The organism is Arthrobacter crusticola (genome assembly GCF_004357995.1).
GTDB classification, from domain to species: Bacteria; Actinomycetota; Actinomycetes; order Actinomycetales; family Micrococcaceae; genus Arthrobacter_D; species Arthrobacter_D crusticola.
Genome location: NZ_SMTK01000002.1, coordinates 374529 through 391994, shown reverse-complemented (window position 1 = coordinate 391994; position 17466 = coordinate 374529). Strand labels below are relative to the sequence as shown.

19 protein-coding genes are annotated in these 17466 nt (G+C 68.7%); 12 read left to right on the top strand and 7 right to left on the bottom strand.

The window, feature by feature from the left end; all coding sequences use genetic code 11:
• Nucleotides 1-20: 20 nt before the first annotated feature.
• Nucleotides 21-2126, bottom strand: coding sequence for a putative bifunctional diguanylate cyclase/phosphodiesterase (locus E2F48_RS05805; RefSeq protein ID WP_133403054.1), 2106 nt, complete (start codon nt 2124-2126; stop codon nt 21-23).
• A gap of 183 nt (nt 2127-2309) precedes the next feature.
• Between E2F48_RS05805 and E2F48_RS05800 the strand changes: the two genes are divergently transcribed.
• Complete coding sequence (locus E2F48_RS05800; protein WP_246018536.1) at nt 2310-3086, top strand: ScbR family autoregulator-binding transcription factor; 777 nt, start codon at nt 2310-2312, stop codon at nt 3084-3086.
• A gap of 292 nt (nt 3087-3378) precedes the next feature.
• Here E2F48_RS05800 and E2F48_RS05795 read toward each other — a convergent pair whose 3' ends face one another.
• Entirely contained in the window at nt 3379-3918 is a 540-nt protein-coding gene (locus E2F48_RS05795; RefSeq protein ID WP_133403053.1) for a heme-degrading domain-containing protein, read from the bottom strand.
• Nucleotides 3919-4031: 113 nt separating this feature from the next.
• Nucleotides 4032-4226 carry a hypothetical protein gene (locus E2F48_RS05790; protein ID WP_133403052.1) on the bottom strand — a complete coding sequence of 65 codons (195 nt, stop codon included), beginning with the start codon at nt 4224-4226 and terminating at the stop codon, nt 4032-4034.
• 202 nt (nt 4227-4428) lie between these two features.
• Here E2F48_RS05790 and E2F48_RS05785 point away from each other — a divergent pair, with 202 nt between their 5' ends.
• Nucleotides 4429-4659 carry a hypothetical protein gene (locus E2F48_RS05785; RefSeq protein WP_133403051.1) on the top strand — a complete coding sequence of 77 codons (231 nt, stop codon included), beginning with the start codon at nt 4429-4431 and terminating at the stop codon, nt 4657-4659.
• On the opposite strand, the gene E2F48_RS05780 is transcribed toward E2F48_RS05785, so the two are convergent.
• A complete protein-coding gene (locus tag E2F48_RS05780; RefSeq protein WP_165968701.1) occupies nt 4656-4811 on the bottom strand; it encodes a hypothetical protein in 156 nt (51 codons plus the stop codon). The genes E2F48_RS05785 and E2F48_RS05780 overlap by 4 nt on opposite strands.
• 314 nt (nt 4812-5125) lie before the next feature.
• On the opposite strand from E2F48_RS05780, the gene E2F48_RS05775 reads away from it, so the two are divergent.
• Together E2F48_RS05775 and E2F48_RS05770 are read left to right on the top strand one after the other, a co-directional pair.
• Entirely contained in the window at nt 5126-6580 is a 1455-nt protein-coding gene (locus E2F48_RS05775; protein WP_133403049.1) for a GH1 family beta-glucosidase, read from the top strand.
• A 59-nt stretch (nt 6581-6639) separates the two neighbouring features.
• Nucleotides 6640-7614 (top strand): LacI family DNA-binding transcriptional regulator, encoded by a 975-nt coding sequence (locus E2F48_RS05770; protein WP_133403395.1) that lies wholly within the window; start codon nt 6640-6642, stop codon nt 7612-7614.
• A 33-nt stretch (nt 7615-7647) separates the two neighbouring features.
• Here the strand turns inward: E2F48_RS05770 and E2F48_RS05765 are convergent, their stop codons facing one another.
• Both E2F48_RS05765 and E2F48_RS05760 read right to left on the bottom strand, forming a co-directional pair.
• The gene (locus E2F48_RS05765) at nt 7648-7929 is read right to left on the bottom strand and encodes a hypothetical protein (protein WP_185149795.1); all 282 of its coding nucleotides are present in this window, start codon (nt 7927-7929) and stop codon (nt 7648-7650) included.
• Between the two features lie 153 nt (nt 7930-8082).
• Nucleotides 8083-8307 carry a hypothetical protein gene (locus E2F48_RS05760; RefSeq protein ID WP_133403048.1) on the bottom strand — a complete coding sequence of 75 codons (225 nt, stop codon included), beginning with the start codon at nt 8305-8307 and terminating at the stop codon, nt 8083-8085.
• A 254-nt stretch (nt 8308-8561) separates the two neighbouring features.
• On the opposite strand from E2F48_RS05760, the gene E2F48_RS05755 reads away from it, so the two are divergent.
• The 5 genes from E2F48_RS05755 (at nt 8562) to E2F48_RS05735 (ending at nt 13608) form a co-directional block, all read left to right on the top strand.
• Entirely contained in the window at nt 8562-9431 is an 870-nt protein-coding gene (locus E2F48_RS05755; protein ID WP_133403047.1) for a hypothetical protein, read from the top strand.
• Nucleotides 9432-9502: 71 nt separating this feature from the next.
• Entirely contained in the window at nt 9503-10894 is a 1392-nt protein-coding gene (locus E2F48_RS05750; protein WP_133403046.1) for a pyridoxal phosphate-dependent decarboxylase family protein, read from the top strand.
• Between the two features lie 21 nt (nt 10895-10915).
• Nucleotides 10916-11863, top strand: coding sequence for an acyl-CoA thioesterase (locus E2F48_RS05745; RefSeq protein ID WP_133403045.1), 948 nt, complete (start codon nt 10916-10918; stop codon nt 11861-11863).
• Nucleotides 11864-11926: 63 nt separating this feature from the next.
• Nucleotides 11927-12796: an aldo/keto reductase gene (locus E2F48_RS05740; protein ID WP_133403044.1), complete on the top strand. Its 870-nt coding sequence runs from the start codon at nt 11927-11929 to the stop codon at nt 12794-12796.
• Between the two features lie 110 nt (nt 12797-12906).
• Complete coding sequence (locus E2F48_RS05735) at nt 12907-13608, top strand: type 1 glutamine amidotransferase domain-containing protein (RefSeq protein WP_133403043.1); 702 nt, start codon at nt 12907-12909, stop codon at nt 13606-13608.
• A 127-nt stretch (nt 13609-13735) separates the two neighbouring features.
• Here the strand turns inward: E2F48_RS05735 and E2F48_RS05730 are convergent, their stop codons facing one another.
• Nucleotides 13736-14533, bottom strand: coding sequence for a nitrilase-related carbon-nitrogen hydrolase (locus E2F48_RS05730; protein ID WP_133403042.1), 798 nt, complete (start codon nt 14531-14533; stop codon nt 13736-13738).
• A 136-nt stretch (nt 14534-14669) separates the two neighbouring features.
• On the opposite strand from E2F48_RS05730, the gene E2F48_RS17275 reads away from it, so the two are divergent.
• From E2F48_RS17275 to E2F48_RS05720, 3 genes are read left to right on the top strand one after another with little or no spacing between them, the layout of a single operon-like run.
• Nucleotides 14670-14843: a hypothetical protein gene (locus E2F48_RS17275; protein ID WP_165968700.1), complete on the top strand. Its 174-nt coding sequence runs from the start codon at nt 14670-14672 to the stop codon at nt 14841-14843.
• On the top strand, nt 14840-16306 hold the full coding sequence (locus tag E2F48_RS05725; RefSeq protein ID WP_133403041.1) for a purine-cytosine permease family protein: 1467 nt from the start codon (nt 14840-14842) through the stop codon (nt 16304-16306). Before E2F48_RS17275 ends, E2F48_RS05725 begins: the two co-directional genes overlap by 4 nt.
• Entirely contained in the window at nt 16303-17400 is a 1098-nt protein-coding gene (locus E2F48_RS05720; RefSeq protein ID WP_133403040.1) for an alcohol dehydrogenase catalytic domain-containing protein, read from the top strand. Before E2F48_RS05725 ends, E2F48_RS05720 begins: the two co-directional genes overlap by 4 nt.
• Nucleotides 17401-17466: the final 66 nt, after the last annotated feature.

The following is a 17466-nucleotide window of genomic DNA, read 5'->3' as shown; positions in this document are numbered from 1 at the left end:
GCCTTCGAGCGCCGGGGACCTCAGGCCAGCAGCTCCATCCGTGGCCCGGCCGGCTCGGCGGGCGTGCGGATCTGACGCACCAGCCAGTCCACAAGAAGCCGCCCGGCACCGGCATGCGCCGCCCGTGGGTCGTGCTGCTGAATATGCCACCGGCCCACATCGGCGCTGCTGCCGTAGGAGGCGAGGAACCGACTCAGCGGGCATTCGGCCAGGGCGCGGGGATGGGGTGAACCCAGTCGGGCGAACTGCCAGTGGTAGGCCAGCGCCCCAAGGCACGTGCGGAGCGAACCGTTCGGCGCCGGCAGGCGGAAGTGCTCGACCCACGCCGCGGCGTCCTGGGGTGCCAGCGGGCGGCTGAAGTGGAAGCCCTGGCCCAGCGGCGCCCCGAGGACCGCCACCGCCTCGGCAATCCCCTCATCCTCGATCCCTTCAATCACGACGTTCATACCGAAATCCCTGCCCATCTGGATCAGGGTCGCGATCAGGCTGAGCGTCTCGGACGGCTTGGTGCGGATGTCCGCGAGCAGATCGCGGTCGAGCTTGATGGCATTGAACGGCAGCGACGACAGCCGCTTCAGGCTGCTGTATCCCGCCCCGAGATCATCCATGGCGAGGCCGACCCCCAGGCGGACCAGCTGGCTGAGCGCCTCCCGCTGGATGTCCCATTCGAGGGTCTGCGATTCGAGCAGTTCGAGGCCGAGCCGGTGGGGCGCGATCCCGTGGCGGGCCAGGGCGCTGCTGATCAGGTCGGGTGAGGCCGGATCGAGAAGGGTGGTGGGCGGCAGGTTCACCGACACGCTGTAGTTCAGCCCCTGCCGGTCCCACTCGGCCAGTTGGGCCAGGGACTGCTCCAGGACCGTCGAGAAGAGGTGGTCCAGGTCGAAAGCGCTCAGGTCCTTAACGAATCCAGCGGGCTGCAGCACCGTCCCGTTGGGAAGCGTCAGGCGGGCCAGCGCCTCGAACAGATGCACCGAGCCGTCCCGCAGGTCAATGACGGGCTGAAGGCAGATGGACAGCCCTCCGCCGTAGAGGGCATCGCGCCGGCGTTCGCGGGTCCACTCGGCCTCCTGCTCGGCCGGGTCGGCGGGATCCCCTGTCTCGGCGGCAGAGGCGGCCGAGGCGGAGGCGGAGGCGACGCCGTCGGAGACGGAGGCGCCGGAGGCGGCGGCGACGCCGTCGGACGCCGATGGGACCTCGGCGGCAAGCTCCCACCATCGGCGCCGTCCGTGTTTGCGGGTCTTCACTTCGTAGAGCGCCTCATCGGCGCTCTTGAGCAGGGACGCGGTGTCGAAGCCGTCCTCCGGGAACAGGGCCAGTCCCATGCTCATGCCGATGGTCACCCTGCGCCCGTCGATACTGAAGGGCACCTCGACGGCGGAGGACAGCCGCTCAAGGACCCGGGTGAGTCCGGCCTCCGGAGCACCGCGGCTGATACCGCTGAGGATCAGGACGAACTCATCCCCGCCCATCCGGCCGAGGAAATCCTCATCGCGCAGCTGCGCCTGAATCCGCGCCGCCCACTCCTTGAGCAGCATGTCCCCCGCCTCATGCCCGAAGGTGTTGTTCACTACGCGGAAGTCGTCGAGGTCGATCATCCCCACGGCCGCCGTGACCTCGGATCGGGGCCCGCCCGCCAGGATGTCCACAAGGTGGTTGTTCATCGCCAGGCGGTTCGGCAATCCGGTGACGGGATCGTGAAGCGCCTGAAAGCGGAGCTGTTCATGGAGCGCCATCCTGGTGTTGATGTCGCGCTGGACACTCACGAAGTGGGTGAGCTCCCCCGACTCGGAGGCCAGCGGCGTAATGCTGAGCATGTTCCAGAACGCAGACCCGTCCTTTCGGTAGTTGAGGATTTCACCCCGGAAGGGCTCACCGGCGTCCAGCGCAAGCCGGATGGCGGCCCGGGTGTCGACGTCGGTCCCCGGCCCCTGGAGCATCCGGCAGTTCCGCCCCAGCACCTCATCCGCCGTGTAACCGGTGATGGCCGTGAAGGACTCCGAAACGTGCTGGATATTCTCCGAAGCATCGGTGATCAAAGAAATTTCCGATGTCGCAGCCATCGCCTTGATGAACAGCTCCTCCGGCAGCTCGCCGCCGCCGAAACGCGGCGCATGGCGCAGATGCATGACGTAGTCCCCCTCTACCTGTCACACCCGGAAGCACCGGCCGCCGGCCGTCGGGCCCGTGCGGTCCGCACAGTGCTACGCTGCGCCATGTGCCAGATGTTAATGGCATGCTAACCCCTATCTAACCTGGCGTATATCTCCTGCTTTTGCCGGAACGGGCGACAAAAGCATCCAAGAAGCGTCATGGGAGCGCACCACCCGGCCGGCACCAAGGAAGGGCGCAACGTGGGACCCAACGTCGAAATGTCCGGAGGGATACCCGGCGCGGCGGGCGAGCCCGCTCCTGCCGGGCCCCCCGGGCGGCCCCGGGGATCCGCCCTGATCCAGCAGCGGGCGCGGGCGACCCGGGAGTCGATCCTCGCCGGCGCCGCGGCGGTCTTTGAAAAACAGGGCTACGAGACGGCCTCCCTCGCGCGTGTCGCTGAGGCGGCCTCGGTGACCAAGGGCGCGCTGTACTTCCACTTCCGCTCGAAGGAAGAACTGGCGCGGGCGGTCATCGCGGCCCAGCATGCCCTGGGGGTGGAGCGCTCCGCCGCCATCCTTGCTGAGGGCCGCCCGGCACTTGAGACGATGATCCTGATGTCCAGGGGCTTCGGGCAGGACACCCTCAATGAACCGATGGTGCGCGCCGGGATCCGCCTGACCTTTGAAGCATCCGCTTTCGGCCAGGATGTGGCAGGGCCCTACCAGCACTGGGTGGAGGGTTTGGAGGCGCTGACCCGCGCCGCTCGGGAGGAAGGCTGGCTGCACGCGGGAGTTGACTCGGGGTCCTTCGCGCACGTCCTGGTGGCCTCGGTCACCGGCGTTCAGATGGTCTCTAACGTCCTTACCGGGCGCCGGGACCTGATGGAGCGCATCGAGGAAATGTGGGCCGCCCTCCTACCGGGCATCCTCGCCAAGGAGCATCTGCACGAGGGCCCCCGGCTTGTTCGACTGATCCGCGAAACCCCGGATGAATGAAACCGGTCGGATGGTTTGTTTTTGACGCCGGCTGTGCCTAAGCTTCAGGTGGCGCACGACTCACCGCTCCGTGGGGGAAGCGATGAGACGCCGGAACGCATCCGTTCTCCGCCACTGACCGTGCCCGGCGCGTGGAACTCTCCATGCCCGGGCACGGCCACAGGACCGCGGCACCCAGGCCGCCGGGGAACCGGCCGAACGGACTCCGACACCCTTCACCAGCGCTGCCGCGGGGGCGACCGCTGGCCGCAATCTTCCCGGGCGCTCAGCCCGTCCCGGTCAACCCGCCCGCTCAATCCGCCTCATTCCGCCAGGTCCGGAGCGCCTCCACTACCAGGTCATGGTCGGCGACCTGCGGCAGCCCGGACACCGTCACGACGGCCACCGGCCCCACACCACGCACGTACAGCGGAAACGCTCCGCCATGGGCGGCATGGAGCGCCGGATCGAGCATCGGATTGTCCTCGGGCCTGCCACCGCCCCGGCGCGCCCGCAGCCCGACCAGCAGGGACGGCTCCGCGTACCGCAGCGCCGTGCGGCTCTTGGCTGCGGCCCACAGGTCATTGTCATAGGTGGCGCCGGCCAGCGCGACGTGGAAGACCGTGTGGTCGCCGCGGCGGATGTCGATGGCGATTGGGAGATCCCTTTCCGTTCCCAGTTCGACAAGCTGGAGTCCGAGTGCGAGCGCATCGGCAGCGGTGAACCGGTCAAACTGGAGCTCGGCGATCTCGCCTTCGATTCTACCGATCGCAGCGGCGAGCAGCTCCTCCGACTGGGGTTCGGATGAATCGGGGTCGAATTCCGGGGCGTGTGGGAGTTCAGGTGTCTGCATCGCACCAACCTACTCCGCGGCGGCCCTTCGTGCCTGCCGCTGTTTCGGGACGGGCCCGGAACGCCTGGCGGGCCCTCTGCGCCATGGACCCGGACCGGGCCGCGGGCCGGTGCCTACCGCCGGTTCAGGATCCCCCGGATCATTCCGCCGAGCCCGCCGCGCGAACCGCTGCTCATACCGCCCCGGCCGGTGGTGCGGCCCATGCCGCGCCCTACTCCGCCCGTGCCGCGTGTCCTGCCGGTGCCCGTCGTCCCCGTGGTGCCGCGGCCCGCCAATCGTCCCGCAGCATTGATAAGTCGGTTGCTCAAGCCCATGGCGCACTCCCTGGTTGGCTGTGCCCGCAGGTGGAATACCCACCGGTCACGCCTCAATGCTAAGCCTGCGTTGTTTTCCCGGCCATAACTTTCAGGACCCTTCATTCTGCGGATTCCCTCTGGGTAGGATGATGGCCTCAGCCCCCATCCGAGGCCCCGGGGGCGGCGGCGGGCACTCGCACAAGGAGCGGACATCATGGCAATCGCGGAGGACGACGGCGGGGAAATGGTGATCGGAGATGTCAGCCGGGTGGGCGGACGGGCCCTTGCGGTGGGGCTTTCCGGCACCGCGGGCGACGAGGTGCTGAAGATCGGCTGGGTGGAGCAGTCCGCCGAACTCGAACTCACCATGGAGGAGGCGGTTGCCCTGCGCGATGAGATCGACAGGATCATCCGCGACCGCCAGTCCCACTCCCAGGGACGTTAGGCCTGGACCGCGGGATCGGCGACGATGACCCGGTGGTTGCCCTCGCACTGATACACGGCGATCGCCCCCTCCGGGACGGGGCCGGACGCCGGCCACTGGCTCTCAGGGAGCTCCTGCAGACTCGATCCGCACGATGGACACACAGCGCTCATCTTCTCCTCCTGGGTACCGCGGGCAGGTCCTGTCATTAAACCCGCTCCCAGCGCCCCGGCCTACGGGATCGGCTTTATGCCGGCGCTGGACAAATAGCACGATCTACCCTCACCTCCTTTGACACCACCGCCCCGGCCTTCCTAGACTCGACCCACCCCGTGAGAGCGCTCTCTGCGGCCTGTTCGACCCACCCCTTGCCCCTGGAGGTGGCCGACCCGGACTCAGGGAGCGGCAGTGCCGCCATAGCGTTGCTCTCCCGGCCGCCGCCAGCACAGCGTTCTCCGCAACCCATTCAAGAAGCAGGTAAGGGCCCATGTCTCAGCAGGAACACTTCCGCACCAACTGGCCGCAGGGCTTCCTCTGGGGTTCGGCTACCGCCGCCGCCCAGGTGGAGGGGGCCGGCCATGAAGGCGGCAAGGAGGACTCGGTCTGGGACGCCTTTGCCCGTATCCCCGGCGCTGTTGCGAAGGGGGAGAACCTCGAGACCGCTGTGGACCACTACCACCGCATGCCCGAGGATGTCCGCCTGATGAAGGAACTCGGACTCGACTCCTACCGGTTCTCCACCAGCTGGGCCCGCGTGCGCCCCGGGGACCGCGCCGTGAACCGCGAGGGGCTCGACTTCTACTCCCGGCTCGTCGATGAACTGCTCGACGCCGGCATCCTGCCCTGGCTCACCCTCTACCACTGGGATCTGCCGCAGGCGCTTGAGGAAAAGGGCGGGTGGGCCAACCGCGACACCGCCTATCGTTTCGTTGAGTACGCCACCGACGTCTACGAGGCCCTCGGCGACCGCGTGGAGCACTGGACGACCTTCAACGAGCCGTTCTGCTCCTCGCTGCTCGGCTACGGCTCCGGGGTGCACGCCCCGGGCCGCCAGGAGCCGCGCGCCGCCGTCGCCGCCGTGCACCACCAGCACCTGGCACACGGCCTGGCCGTGGCGGAGCTGCGCCACCGCGGCGCCGCGCACCTTGGCATCACCCTCAACCTCAGCAATTCGATCCCGAAGGACCCGTCCGACCCGGTCGATCTCGAAGCGGCACGCCTCTTCGATTCACTGCAGAACCGGATCTTCATCGACCCGATCCTCCGGGGCGCCTACCCCGAGGACTCCCTGCGGGACCTCGAACCGTTCGGTCTGGCCGAGCTCATCCAGCCCGGCGACCTTGAGGCGATCGGGGCACCGCTGGACTTCCTCGGGGTGAACCACTATCACGACGACCTCATCAGCGGGCACCCCGACCTTTCGGGCAGCGACGGACATTCGGGCGGCGCGGAACGGCCCGCGGCGTCGCCTTGGATCGGCGCCGAGTGGATCACCTTCCCCAGCCGCGGCCTGCCGCGCACGGCCATGGACTGGGAGGTCAACCCCGACGGGCTGCGGCACCTGCTGGTCCGCCTGGGCCGGGAGTACGAAAACCTCCCCCCGCTGTACATCACGGAGAACGGGGCGGCGTACGACGACGAGGTCGACGCCGACGGCGCCGTCCACGACGCGGAGCGCACCCGGTTCATCCTGAACCATATCGACGCCGTGGGGCGGGCCATCGATGAGGGCGCAGACGTGCGCGGGTACTTCGTGTGGTCGTTGCTCGACAACTTCGAATGGTCGTGGGGCTACGGCAAACGGTTCGGCATCGTGCGCGTTGACTACGGCACCCTTGCACGCACCATCAAGGACAGCGGCCACACCTACGGCCGGGTGATCGCCGCCGCGCACTCAGGCTCCGATCCGGCAGCCGACGCGCAGGACCGGTCGGCCGGGTAGGCTCCCGCCCTGTGACACACCGCGATCCGGGCCGGGCCCGGCCGGCACCGACCCTCGAAATGGTGGCGGCACTGGCCGGGGTCTCGCGCGCCACCGTCTCCCGGGTGGTGAACGATTCCCCGTCGGTGGACCCGCAGCGCGCACGGGCTGTCCGGGATGCCATCGCGGAACTGAATTATGTCCCGAACCGTGCCGCACGCTCGCTGGCCAGCAGGCGGACGCAGGCGGTGACGCTGGTGCTCCCGGAATCGACCTCGAAGGTTTTCACCGACCCCTTTTTCGCCTCGGTCATCGAGGGCATCGCCGGCTACCTGGCGGAAACCGAGTACACCCTCACCATGATCCTGTCCTCGGAGTCCACACCCGACAAGACCCGGCGCTACCTGCTGGGCGGGAATGTGGACGGGGCCCTCGTGGTGTCCCATCACAGCGGGGACGACTCCTGGGCACGGGTGAGTGGGTCCCTGCCGGTTGTCTTTGCCGGCCGCCCACTGGTCGGAGAGGCCGGGAGCCACTACGTCGAGGTGGAGAACGAGTCGGGTGCGGCCACCGCCACGGACCTCCTTCTGTCGCGGGGGCGGCGGAACATCGCCACCATCGCCGGGCCGCAGGATATGTCCGCCGGAATTGACCGGCTCGCCGGCTGGCGCAGGGCACTGGCCCGTGCAGGCCTGGATTCCTCGAGGGTCGAGTTCGGGGACTTCAGCCCCGCCTCGGGGGCGGCGGCGATGCGCCGGCTCCTCGCCCGCGGCGCCCCGATCGATGGCTTGTTCGTGGCGAGCGCCCAGATGGCCGCCGGCGCGTACTCGGTACTCGAATCGCACTCGCTGCGGATTCCTGGGGATGTGGCGGTCGTCGGGTTCGATGACGATGAGTTCGCGGCGGCACTCACCCCGGCCCTGACGACAGTCCACCATCCGGTGACCCGCCTGGGCGCGCGGATGGCGGAAACGCTCGTTGCGCTGATCGAGGGCCGCCCGGTCGAACGGGTCACCCGCCTGGGCACGTCCCTGATACTGCGCGGTTCTGCCTGAGCTGCCGCCCGTGGCCCGGGTGGGTCCTGGGAATCAGGCGTTGGCCTCTTCCTCGTCCTCGTCTGCGGTCTTGAGGACGGTCACCTCGGCGACGGGCCGGGAGTCAAGCTCCGCGTCCTCGTCCCTGCGGTCCAGTTCCTCCGTCAGCTCCTCGAGGCGGAACTCGGTCTCCGGAACAAGCTCCCCCAGCTCGTCGTACTCAGCATCGATCTCGCGGTGAATCTTGCTGTGCAGGACCTCGACCGACTCGTCCCTTAGCTCTGTAAGGTCCTCGGGGAACGGCTCCTCCGGGGTGAGTCTGCTCTTGTTGGGCATGTGTTCTGCTCTGTCTGTGTGAGGGGATGACGGGGAAGGGATTCGGCTCAACAGCGTTCATCGAAACCATTAGGAAAGCATATAGGTAGCTTTTCTAACAAATGCCAACGCCGCCTTCGTTCCCCTCCAGACGCCCGGAGGAGAACAGCGGCTTCACTCGGGCTGGATTTCCTTTACCCCCGCCGGCGCACCCGACAGGCCGACCACCTCGGGCTCGGGCAGGTCGGCCGCCTCCGCGATGAGGGCCGGATGCTCGCCGTGGCGCAGCGCCTCCACGACAGCCTCCTCAAGGGTAAGTGAGGCGTGGTCGAGTTCGAAGGCCGCCGCCTCCTTGTCGGCTGCGGCAATGCGGATGCGTCGGAGGTCTTCCTCGTTCATGGGTTCAGCCCTTCTTTCCTGGACCTGAAATACACCGGGAAGACCATTCCGCCCCCCATCTGTCCTGCTCGAAATCAGCGGAACACGCTCATCATAGGAGTACTTCCCTGTTTCCGATAGCGGCGGGTGCGGACGGCAACTACCTGTTCGCATCCTGCGCCTCCACTGAGCCGTCCGGCACGGCGGCGGTCTTGCCCCACGGTGTCGTCTTTGCCAGTGTTGGCATCTCCGATCCCCTACGAGAGGCAGGACAGATGGATCTGGCCTCAGCGGCAGCTGAACTGTACGCGCTGCCCCTCGACGAATTCACCCGTGCCCGGGACGACCGGGCGAAGGAGGCCGCTGCGGCCGGGGACAAGGACCTGGGCGGTGCACTCCGGAAGCTTCGGAAGGCCTCGACAGCGGCGTGGCTGGTGAACCTCCTGGTGGACCGGCAGCGGGAGGAGATCGAGCAGGTGCTGGCCCTGGGCGAATCCCTGCGCGAGGCCCAGGAAACCACCGACCGGGCCCGCCTTCACGCGCTGGGGCAGCAGCGGCAGCGGCTCCTGGCCGGCATCGCACGGCAGAGCCTCAACCTCGCCGCCGGGCTCGGCCACCCGGTCGGCGTCTCCGCGCTGCCGGAGGTGGAGGGAACCCTTCGGGCGGCGATGACCGACCCCGGCGCGGCGGCGGCTGTCCTCACCGGCCGGCTCGTCCGCCCGCTCCAGGTCTCGGGGTGGGAACCGGTGGACCTGACCGGCGCTGTCGCCGGGCCCTTTGAGGACCTGCCAGGGGCCGGTGGGGATGCCAGGGAGAGCGGCACGCCGGCCGATGACCCGCACCGCGCGGCACGACTGGCGCGGGCGCGCGAAGAGCTGTCGGTGGCCGAAGCCGCCGCCCGGCAGGCCGCAGACGAGGCCGGGTCGCTGCAGAAGCGCGCACACCGGATCGCGGTGAAGCGGGAGGGTCTGGCGGCCTCCATCGAGGACCTCCACGAGCGGCTCGAGGCGCTGCAGCGCGAACTGGACGGGCTGGACGCCGAAGCCGCCGAGGCCGGGCGCGCGAAGGAGTCGGCCGAACGGAATGCCGAGGATGCACGGGACGAGGTGGAGCAGGCGCTGCGGCGGGTTGAGGAACTTACCTGACGGCGGGCACGTCAGAAATCCGGCCCGGGGAAGGCCTCGGCACGGGCGGCCGTCCCTGCTAAGGTGGCCGCATGTCGGCCCGGCCGGACGCCTATGGCGACGCGTTGGAGAGGGCGAGGGTTCACGCTGAGAAGTGGCTCGCGTCCATCCCCTCGCGTGCAGTGCCGCCCGGACGTACGGCAGACGAACTCGCCGCGCAGTTCGCCGCTCCCCTGCCCGATCAACCGACCGATCCCGCACGGGTCATCGATGAGCTTGCCCTTCTCGCCGAGCCGGGGCTGATGTCCATGCCGTCCGGCCGGTTCTTCGGCTGGGTCATCGGCGGCACCCTGCCGGCGGCGCTCGGTGCTGACTGGCTGGTGAGCGCATGGGACCAGAACGCCGGGCTGCGCTTCGCCACACCGGCCGTGGTGGCCGCCGAGGAGGCCGCCGGGGGATGGCTGCTTGAGCTGCTCGGCCTCCCGGCAGGAAGCGGCGTCGGGTTCACCACCGGGGCCACTATGGCGAACTTCGTGGGCCTCGCCGCCGGACGCCAGGTCGTCCTCGACAGGGCCGGCTGGGACCTCGACCGGGACGGCCTCTCCGGAGGCCCCCGCGTCCGGGTCTTCGTTGGCGCCGAACGGCACGACGTCATCGACCTTGCCCTGCGCTACCTCGGGCTCGGCGCCCCGACCGTCGTCGAGGCGGATGCCCAGGGCCGCCTTCGGCCCGATGCCCTTGCAGCGGCCCTGGACGCCGGCCAGGGCCCCGCCCTTGTCTGCCTTCAGGCAGGCAACCTCCATTCCGGGGCGTCCGACCCCATGACCGAGGCGGTCGCCGTCGCTCATGCGAGGGACGCCTGGGTTCACGTCGATGGCGCTTTCGGCCTGTGGGCCGCGGCAAGCCCGCACTACCGGGGGCAGCTTGCCGGCATCGAGGGTGCCGACTCATGGGCCACCGATGCCCACAAGACGCTCAACGTCCCCTACGACTGCGGGGTGGCCTTCGTCGCCCGGCCCGAGGTGATGCGCGGGGTGTTCGGGGTACACACGAGCTACCTCATCGCCGACGTCTCGGGCCCGGGAGACCCGCTCGAGAAGGTTCCCGAGCTGTCCCGCCGGGCGCGGGGTGTCCCGGTCTGGGCCGCCCTGCGTTCCCTCGGCCGCTCCGGCACCGTCGACCTCGTGGAGAGGCTCGCCCGGCACGCGCGCGCCCTGGCCGACGGCATCGCCCGGCTGCCCGGAGCGGAGATTCTCAACGAGGTCGCCTTCACCCAGGTCTGTGTGAGCTTTGGGGACGACGAACGCACCCGGCGGGTCACCGAGAACCTGCTGGCCGGTGGAACGGCGTGGATGTCCGGATCCCGGTGGCACGACCGGGCGGTGCTCCGGATCTCCGTGAGCAACTGGTCCACCGACGAGGACGACGTCGAGCAGTCGATCGCCGCTGTCGCCCGCGCCCTCGCGGCGGTTGGGGACGGGTGAGCGGGCGCAGTGGATGACCCGATGAGCTCCCGCGGCACCATGGTCCTGCGCTTCCTCGCCGCGCCGACCGACGTCGCCGTCGGCGGCAGCACCGTACAGGCCGGCCGGGTGCTCGAGTGGATCGACAAGGCAGGGTTCGCCTGCGCCGTCGGGTGGAGCGGCGGCTACTGCGTCACCGCCTATGTCGGGGACGTCCGGTTCACCCGGCCGATCCCCGCCGGCAGCCTGATCGAGGCCCATGCCAAGCTGATCTACACCGGCAGCACCAGCATGCACATCCTGGTCAGCGTCCTCTCCGCGAACCCCCGCTCCGGCCGGTACGAGGAGGCCACCGAGTGCCTCCTGGTATTCGTTGCCGTCGACGACGACGGCGCCCCCCGGCGCGTTTCCGAATGGACCCCCTCGACCGATGAGGAACGCGCCTTCCATGCCGCGGCCGCGGAGCGCATCCCGATCCGGTCGGAGATCAAGGAGGAGGTGGCCCGCACCACCTACACCGCGGCCGGGTCCGGGCCGCAGATGACCTTCCGGTTCCTCACGGCGCCCACCGACGCGAACTGGAGCGGAAAGACCCACGGCGGCACGGTGATGGCCTGGATCGACGAGACGGCCTTCGCCTGCGCCACCGGGTGGTGCCGGCAGAACACCGCCGCGGTCTACGCCGGCGGCATCCACTTCCACCGCCCCATCCCGGTAGGCCACCTCCTGGAGATCGAGGCGAGGCTGCTGATGACCGGAACGTCGAGCATGCACATCGGGCTCCGCGTCCGTGCCGCCGACCCGAAGGACCAGGTGATGCACCTTGCCGCGCAGTGCCTGAGCGTCTTCGTGGCCTTGGACGACGACGGACGTGCCGTCCCTGTGCCGGCGTATACGCCCGCCACCGAGGAGGATCAGGCGCTGCAGCTCCATGCGCAAAGGCTCAAGGAGCTCCGTGAGGGCATGCCGGTGCTGGACCTGAGGCCCTAGGGTCCCCAGTGACGCCGGTCACCCCCGGTGGAACAACCAGCCCGGCCCGGCCGTTGCGGCAGTATGACTGATACTCCACACACGGCAACGACTCTGTCCCCGACCATCGACCTCAAGGACCTCGGTACGGTCCACCGGCTGGGGTTCGGCGCCATGCGCATCACCGGTCCGGGCATCTGGGGTGAGCCGGCACACCGCGGCACCGCCATCGACGTCGTGCGCCGTGCCGTCGAGCTCGGGGTCGACTTCATCGACACCGCGGACTCCTACGGGCCCGATGTCAGCGAGGAGATTCTGGCCGAGGCCCTTTACCCCTACCCGGAGGGCGTGCGCATCGCCACGAAGGTCGGCTTCACCCGGCCCGGGCCCAACCGGTGGGTCGCCGTCGGCCGTCCCGAATACCTGCGCCAGCAGACCGAACTCAGCCTCCGCAAACTCCGCGTCGACTCCCTCGACCTTCTCCAGCTGCACCGGATCGATTCGAAGGTCGACGCCGGGGAGCAGTTTGCCACCCTCCGTGACCTCCAGCAGGAGGGGAAGGTGAAGGCCCTCGGCCTGTCCGAGGTCACGGTGGACCAGCTGAAGGAGGCCTCGAAGTACTTCACCGTCTCCACCGTGCAGAACCGGTACAACCTCACCGACCGCGCCTCGGAAGACGTCCTGGATTACGCCACGGAAAACGGGATCGGCTTCATCCCCTGGGCTCCGATTTCCGCCGGCGAGCTGGCCCTCTCCGGCGGACCCGTGGACGAGGCAGCCCGGCGGCTGAACGCCAGTGCCTCCCAGGTCGCCCTGGCCTGGCTGCTGCGCCGCTCGCCGGTGATGATGCCGATCCCCGGCACCGGCTCGCTGGAGCACCTCGAGGACAATATGGGCGCCCTCGGCATCGCGCTCGATGACGCAACCTACGCGCAACTCGAATCCGCCCGGTAACGCTCGAAGCTGAACCGGGCACAAGAAACCGGCCCGGGTAGGCTGACTCCAAGGACACCAATCAACCGATCGGCGTGCCCGCCGGGCGCGCCCGTGAAGGAGTACAACCCATGGCCCGAATCCTGATGGTCGTATCGTCCGCCGACGCCCTCACCATGAAAGACGGCAGCTCGCACCCAACCGGCGTCTGGGCCGAAGAGCTCGTCGTCGCGCACCGCACCCTCCGTGAGGCCGGGCATTCGGTGCAGCTCGCCTCCCCCGGCGGGGTCAAGCCGACGATCGATGCGGCGAGTCTCGACCCGGAGCAGATCGGCGGCGCCGCCAAGGCCGAGGACTTCCGCTCCTACCTCGCGGACATCGACAATGAGCTTTCATCTCCCCTGGTCCTGGCACACGTCAGCGCGTCCGACTTCGACGGCGTCGTGATGCCCGGCGGCCACGGTCCCATGGCCGACCTCGCGGAGAACAAGGACTTCGGCCGGATCCTCGTGGAGACCAACAACGCGGGCAAGGTCATCGCGCCGTTCTGCCACGGCCCGGCCGGCCTGCTCAGCGCCGTGGACGAGGACGGCGGCTTTGCCTTCGCCGGACGGCGCATGACCGTGTTCACCAACGAGGAGGAGCTCGCCGGCGGCACCGGCGAGAACACCCCCTGGTTCGTCGAGGACGTGCTGCGCGAGAGGGGCGCGGTCCTTGAGACCTCGGCCGCCTGGAGCAGCGTCGTGGTGCGGGACGGCAACCTGATCACGGGCCAGAACCCGCAGTCGAGCGAAGACGTCGCCAAGGAAGTCATCAAGGCCCTCGCCGAGTAACCTCCAAAACGTCCGCAGCAGGACCAACGGGAGCGGGCGGTCACCGATGGGTGACCGCCCGCTCCCGTTCGCACAATTCCGACGTTCCGATGTCCGTGCCGAATCGACAGGGCGGTGCTGTGCCGGATCAGCCGTACAGCGCCGGGCGCATGCAGGTGAGGTAGGTGTTCAGGCCGCGTGCCCGGTCCACTTCCGAGTGATCGACCTCGGCGACAAGCAGTTCCTCCCCACCGCCGGCGAGCCCGAGGAAGGTGCCATACGGACTCGCGATGCTGCTGAGGCCCGTGAAATCGGGGCCCGTGTGGTTGGCGTAGGCGATGTAGACGCCGTTCTCGAGCGCACGGGCCGGCACCAGCAGGGTGGAGATCCGTTCCGCGTTGTATGTCAGTTCCGCCGGACGTCCGCCCACGTCCCCTGTCGTCGGAACGGCAGTGGGGATGCACAGCAGGTCGGCACCGCGGCGTGCCGCGCTGCGTGAAAATTCCGGGAATTCAATGTCGTAACAGATGCCCAGCGCCACGGAGAGGCCCAGCAGGGGCACCAGGTCCGGGAGGTCGTCTCCCGGGGTGAAGACCGACTTTTCCTCGGGGCCGAACAGGTGCGATTTCCGGTACCGGGTGCGCTCGGCCCCTTGCCCGTCGAACAGCGAGGCGCTGATGTGGTGCCGATCCCCCGCGGCCTCGACCGTCGATCCGACGAGCGCGATGCCGCGCCGGCGGGCGATACCAGCCAGTTCGCCCCGGATACCCTGACCGTCCGAATCGACAACGAGTGCCGGGGCGTACCCGGTGGCGAAGAGTTCGGGGGTCACCAGGAGTTCAGCCCCCTGCTCGGCTGCGCGCACGGCATAGCCGTCGATCCGGCGCAGGTTCTCCTCGACGGCGTCGACCACCCCCGCGGCCTGCAGCACTGCCATTGCAGGCATGGCTCCTCCTCCCCGGGCGTCGGCCGGTCCCGGCGCACCACCTGAAAAAATCGATCAAATCCATTGACAGCACTCATGATAGGCACAACCATTGGTCGAAAACCGAATGACATTCGATTATTGGAGACCCGAACCAATGGATTCAGCTGACACCACGACGGCGGCCGAGCTTCGCCGACGGCTCGCCGAAATCTCGGCCCACGAACAGGGCGATCCTTCGCGGAACGCCCTCTCGGGGCGGGACCTCGGCCTGTTCACGGCCGTGACCCTCGGCATCACCCTGCTCGGCTTCCTGGTGCTGGTCCTGTGAGCACCGCACGCGGCGAGCGCGGCAGGCCTGGAACGGACGGTGAAAACGGCGGATCCCTGGGTTCACTCCCCCTGCTCCTTCGGGAGCGGATCTGGAATGGATCCGACTTCACCGGCGTCAACATCAGCCTCGCCATCGCGACCTGGGCGTTCCTCGTCGGCGGGTCGACGGCCCTTCTGGTTGGTTTCCAGCAGGGCATCGCCGCCATGGTCATCGGCAATGCGATCGGCCTCGGCTTCATGATCCTCGCGAGCGTCGTGGCGAGCCAGCGCTACGGCGTCGAGCAGTACACCATCCTCCGGCCGGTGTTCGGACTGGTCGGAGTGGGTATCCTCGTCTTCACCGTCATCCTGATCACCGAGATGGGCTGGTCGTCGCTGCTCGCGATCATGGTGGGCCGGGCGGTCACCCAGGTGTCGAATTCGACCTTCGGCACCGACTTCGGCCCGGAGAGCCTCATGGTGACGTTCTTCGCGCTTGTCGCCATCGCCGTCTCCTGGTGGATCCTCTCCCGGGGGCCGGTGACCATCGGCCGGTTCAACAAGTTCATCGCACCGGGCCTGATCGTCGTCACGGTGTTCCTGATGATCTTCCTCGTCCTCAACACCTCGTGGGACGCGCTGCTCACGGCAGCACCGCTGGCGCCTTTCGAGGACGACCGGCTCAACTTCGCCCTGGCCGTGGAGTTCAACGCCGGCGTCGGGGTGTCCTGGTACCCCGTGATGGGCTCCCTCGCCCGTCTGACCAAGACGCCGCGGGCGGCCCTGTGGCCCTCCTACGGCGGGCTGCTCGGCGCCACTCTGATCGCGCAGATCGTCGGCATGGCCGCGGCCCTCACCCTCGGTGACTCCGACCCGACGGTCTGGATGCTTCCCTTCGGCGGCCCGCTGCTCGGCGCGTTCATCCTGCTGTTCATCGCCTTCGCCAACATCACCAGCACCTCGTCCATCGTCTACTCGACGGTGCTTGCCATCCGGCAGGCCAGCGGCAACCTGCTCACCCGGGTCCGGTGGGCCTGGCTGTGTGCGGCATTCTTCGTCCTGCCGGCCATCCTTGCCTTCTTCCCGGGCTTTATGTACCTGCGGTTCATGACCTTCGTGACGCTCAGCGGCGCCTTCCTGGCCCCGATGTGCGGGGCGATCATCGCCGACTACTTCGTGCTGCGCCGTCAGCGGGTCGAACTCGAGCACCTCTACCGCCACCGCAGCGACAGCGCCTATCACTTCTCCACCGGCATCAACTGGGCCGGGCTCGGTGCCGTCGCCGCCGGAGCCGTTTTCTACCTGGTGATCTACAACCCGGTCACGCTCACCACCCTGCCGGTCTTCAGCTACATCACCGCATCCCTGCCCTCGGCCATCGTGGGGGCTGTCGTCTACTACGTGCTGGCGCGGGTCCTCTATGTCCGCCGGGGCATCGGCGGCTATGCACCCGCCGCGGCGAAGGTTGGGGAAAGCGCATGAGCCGCCTCTCACGCGCCGCGGTGCATCGGCCAGGTACGCGGGATCTCGACCTGACCAGTGTCGAGGTGGCCGACCCCGCCCCGGGGACGGTCCTGGTCCGCATGGGAGCCTCGGGGGTCTGCGGGTCGGACCGCCATGTGCTCGACGGCGACTGGACCCTGCCCTCCCCCACTGTGATGGGGCACGAAGGTGCCGGCACCGTGGAGGCGGTCGGCGAGGGTGTCACCGACGTCGCCGTCGGCGACTCCGTCATCCTCTCCTGGTTCTACCCCTGCCGGCGCTGCACGGCCTGCGTGTCGGGGCGGTCCTACGTGTGCACGGGCAGCCGGTCGGAGGAGTGCCTGCTGCCCGACGGCAGCACCCCGCTCTCACTCGACGGCGAGAAAGCGTTCCCGTACCTGAGCGTCGGTTCGATGAGCGAGTACGCAGTGGTCCCCGAGGCAGGCGCCATCCGCATCCCGCGCGAGGTGCCCTTCGACGTCGCGAGCCTCATCGGCTGCTCGGTCGCGACCGGTTTCGGTGCTGTGGTGAACGACGCCGGGGTAGAGGCCGGAACCTCGGCCGTCGTGGTGGGGACCGGAGGGGTTGGCCTCTCGATCATCATGGCGCTGCAGCTCGTCGGCGCGAATCCGATCATCGCCGTGGATTTGAACGAGGAGAAGCTCGTGGCGGCGAAGGCCTTCGGTGCCACCCATACCCTTACACCTTCGGACGGGCTCGCTGACGAGGTCCACCGGCTGACGGGCGGCGGGGCCGCGTACGCCTTCGAGGCTATCGGACGGGTCTCGACCATTGAGTCCCTTCCGTCGCTGATCGCGGCCGGGGGCAAGGCCGTGATCGTTGGTCTTCCGCCCGAGGACTCCCCCATCTCCATCGACGCGCTGGCGCTTGCCGAGGGCGGAAAGTCCCTGATCGGATCCAACTATGGCTCCACGGTGCCCGGCCGGGATTTCCCCCGCCTCGCACAGCTGTTCCTCGCAGGGCGCCTGCCCGTTGATCAGCTCATCTCGCATCGGATTACGCTGAACGAGGTCAATGAGGCCTTCGAGGCGATGCGCCGGGGCGAGCGGGCCCGGAGCGTGATCGTGTTCTAGGACTGCCGGCGGGCCTTCCGCCGGCACGGACGACGGCGGAGGTGCGGCAGCGCACCCCAGGACGGG

Excerpts from the sequence above, each read along its gene's own strand:
- E2F48_RS05800 (WP_246018536.1), top strand. The coding sequence starts at position 2,310 with ATGGGAGCGCACCACCCGGCCGGCACCAAGGAAGGGCGCAACGTGGGA.
- E2F48_RS17275 (WP_165968700.1), top strand. The coding sequence starts at position 14,670 with ATGGATTCAGCTGACACCACGACGGCGGCCGAGCTTCGCCGACGGCTC.
- E2F48_RS05775 (WP_133403049.1), top strand. The coding sequence starts at position 5,126 with ATGTCTCAGCAGGAACACTTCCGCACCAACTGGCCGCAGGGCTTCCTC.
- E2F48_RS05755 (WP_133403047.1), top strand. The coding sequence starts at position 8,562 with ATGGATCTGGCCTCAGCGGCAGCTGAACTGTACGCGCTGCCCCTCGAC.
- E2F48_RS05805 (WP_133403054.1), bottom strand. The coding sequence starts at position 2,126 with ATGCATCTGCGCCATGCGCCGCGTTTCGGCGGCGGCGAGCTGCCGGAG.
- E2F48_RS05780 (WP_165968701.1), bottom strand. The coding sequence starts at position 4,811 with ATGAGCGCTGTGTGTCCATCGTGCGGATCGAGTCTGCAGGAGCTCCCT.
- E2F48_RS05765 (WP_185149795.1), bottom strand. The coding sequence starts at position 7,929 with ATGCCCAACAAGAGCAGACTCACCCCGGAGGAGCCGTTCCCCGAGGAC.
- E2F48_RS05795 (WP_133403053.1), bottom strand. The coding sequence starts at position 3,918 with ATGCAGACACCTGAACTCCCACACGCCCCGGAATTCGACCCCGATTCA.
- E2F48_RS05760 (WP_133403048.1), bottom strand. The coding sequence starts at position 8,307 with ATGAACGAGGAAGACCTCCGACGCATCCGCATTGCCGCAGCCGACAAG.
- E2F48_RS05730 (WP_133403042.1), bottom strand. The coding sequence starts at position 14,533 with ATGCCTGCAATGGCAGTGCTGCAGGCCGCGGGGGTGGTCGACGCCGTC.
- E2F48_RS05735 (WP_133403043.1), top strand. The coding sequence starts at position 12,907 with ATGGCCCGAATCCTGATGGTCGTATCGTCCGCCGACGCCCTCACCATG.
- E2F48_RS05770 (WP_133403395.1), top strand. The coding sequence starts at position 6,640 with ATGGTGGCGGCACTGGCCGGGGTCTCGCGCGCCACCGTCTCCCGGGTG.
- E2F48_RS05720 (WP_133403040.1), top strand. The coding sequence starts at position 16,303 with ATGAGCCGCCTCTCACGCGCCGCGGTGCATCGGCCAGGTACGCGGGAT.
- E2F48_RS05785 (WP_133403051.1), top strand. The coding sequence starts at position 4,429 with ATGGCAATCGCGGAGGACGACGGCGGGGAAATGGTGATCGGAGATGTC.
- E2F48_RS05745 (WP_133403045.1), top strand. The coding sequence starts at position 10,916 with ATGAGCTCCCGCGGCACCATGGTCCTGCGCTTCCTCGCCGCGCCGACC.
- E2F48_RS05740 (WP_133403044.1), top strand. The coding sequence starts at position 11,927 with ATGACTGATACTCCACACACGGCAACGACTCTGTCCCCGACCATCGAC.
- E2F48_RS05750 (WP_133403046.1), top strand. The coding sequence starts at position 9,503 with ATGTCGGCCCGGCCGGACGCCTATGGCGACGCGTTGGAGAGGGCGAGG.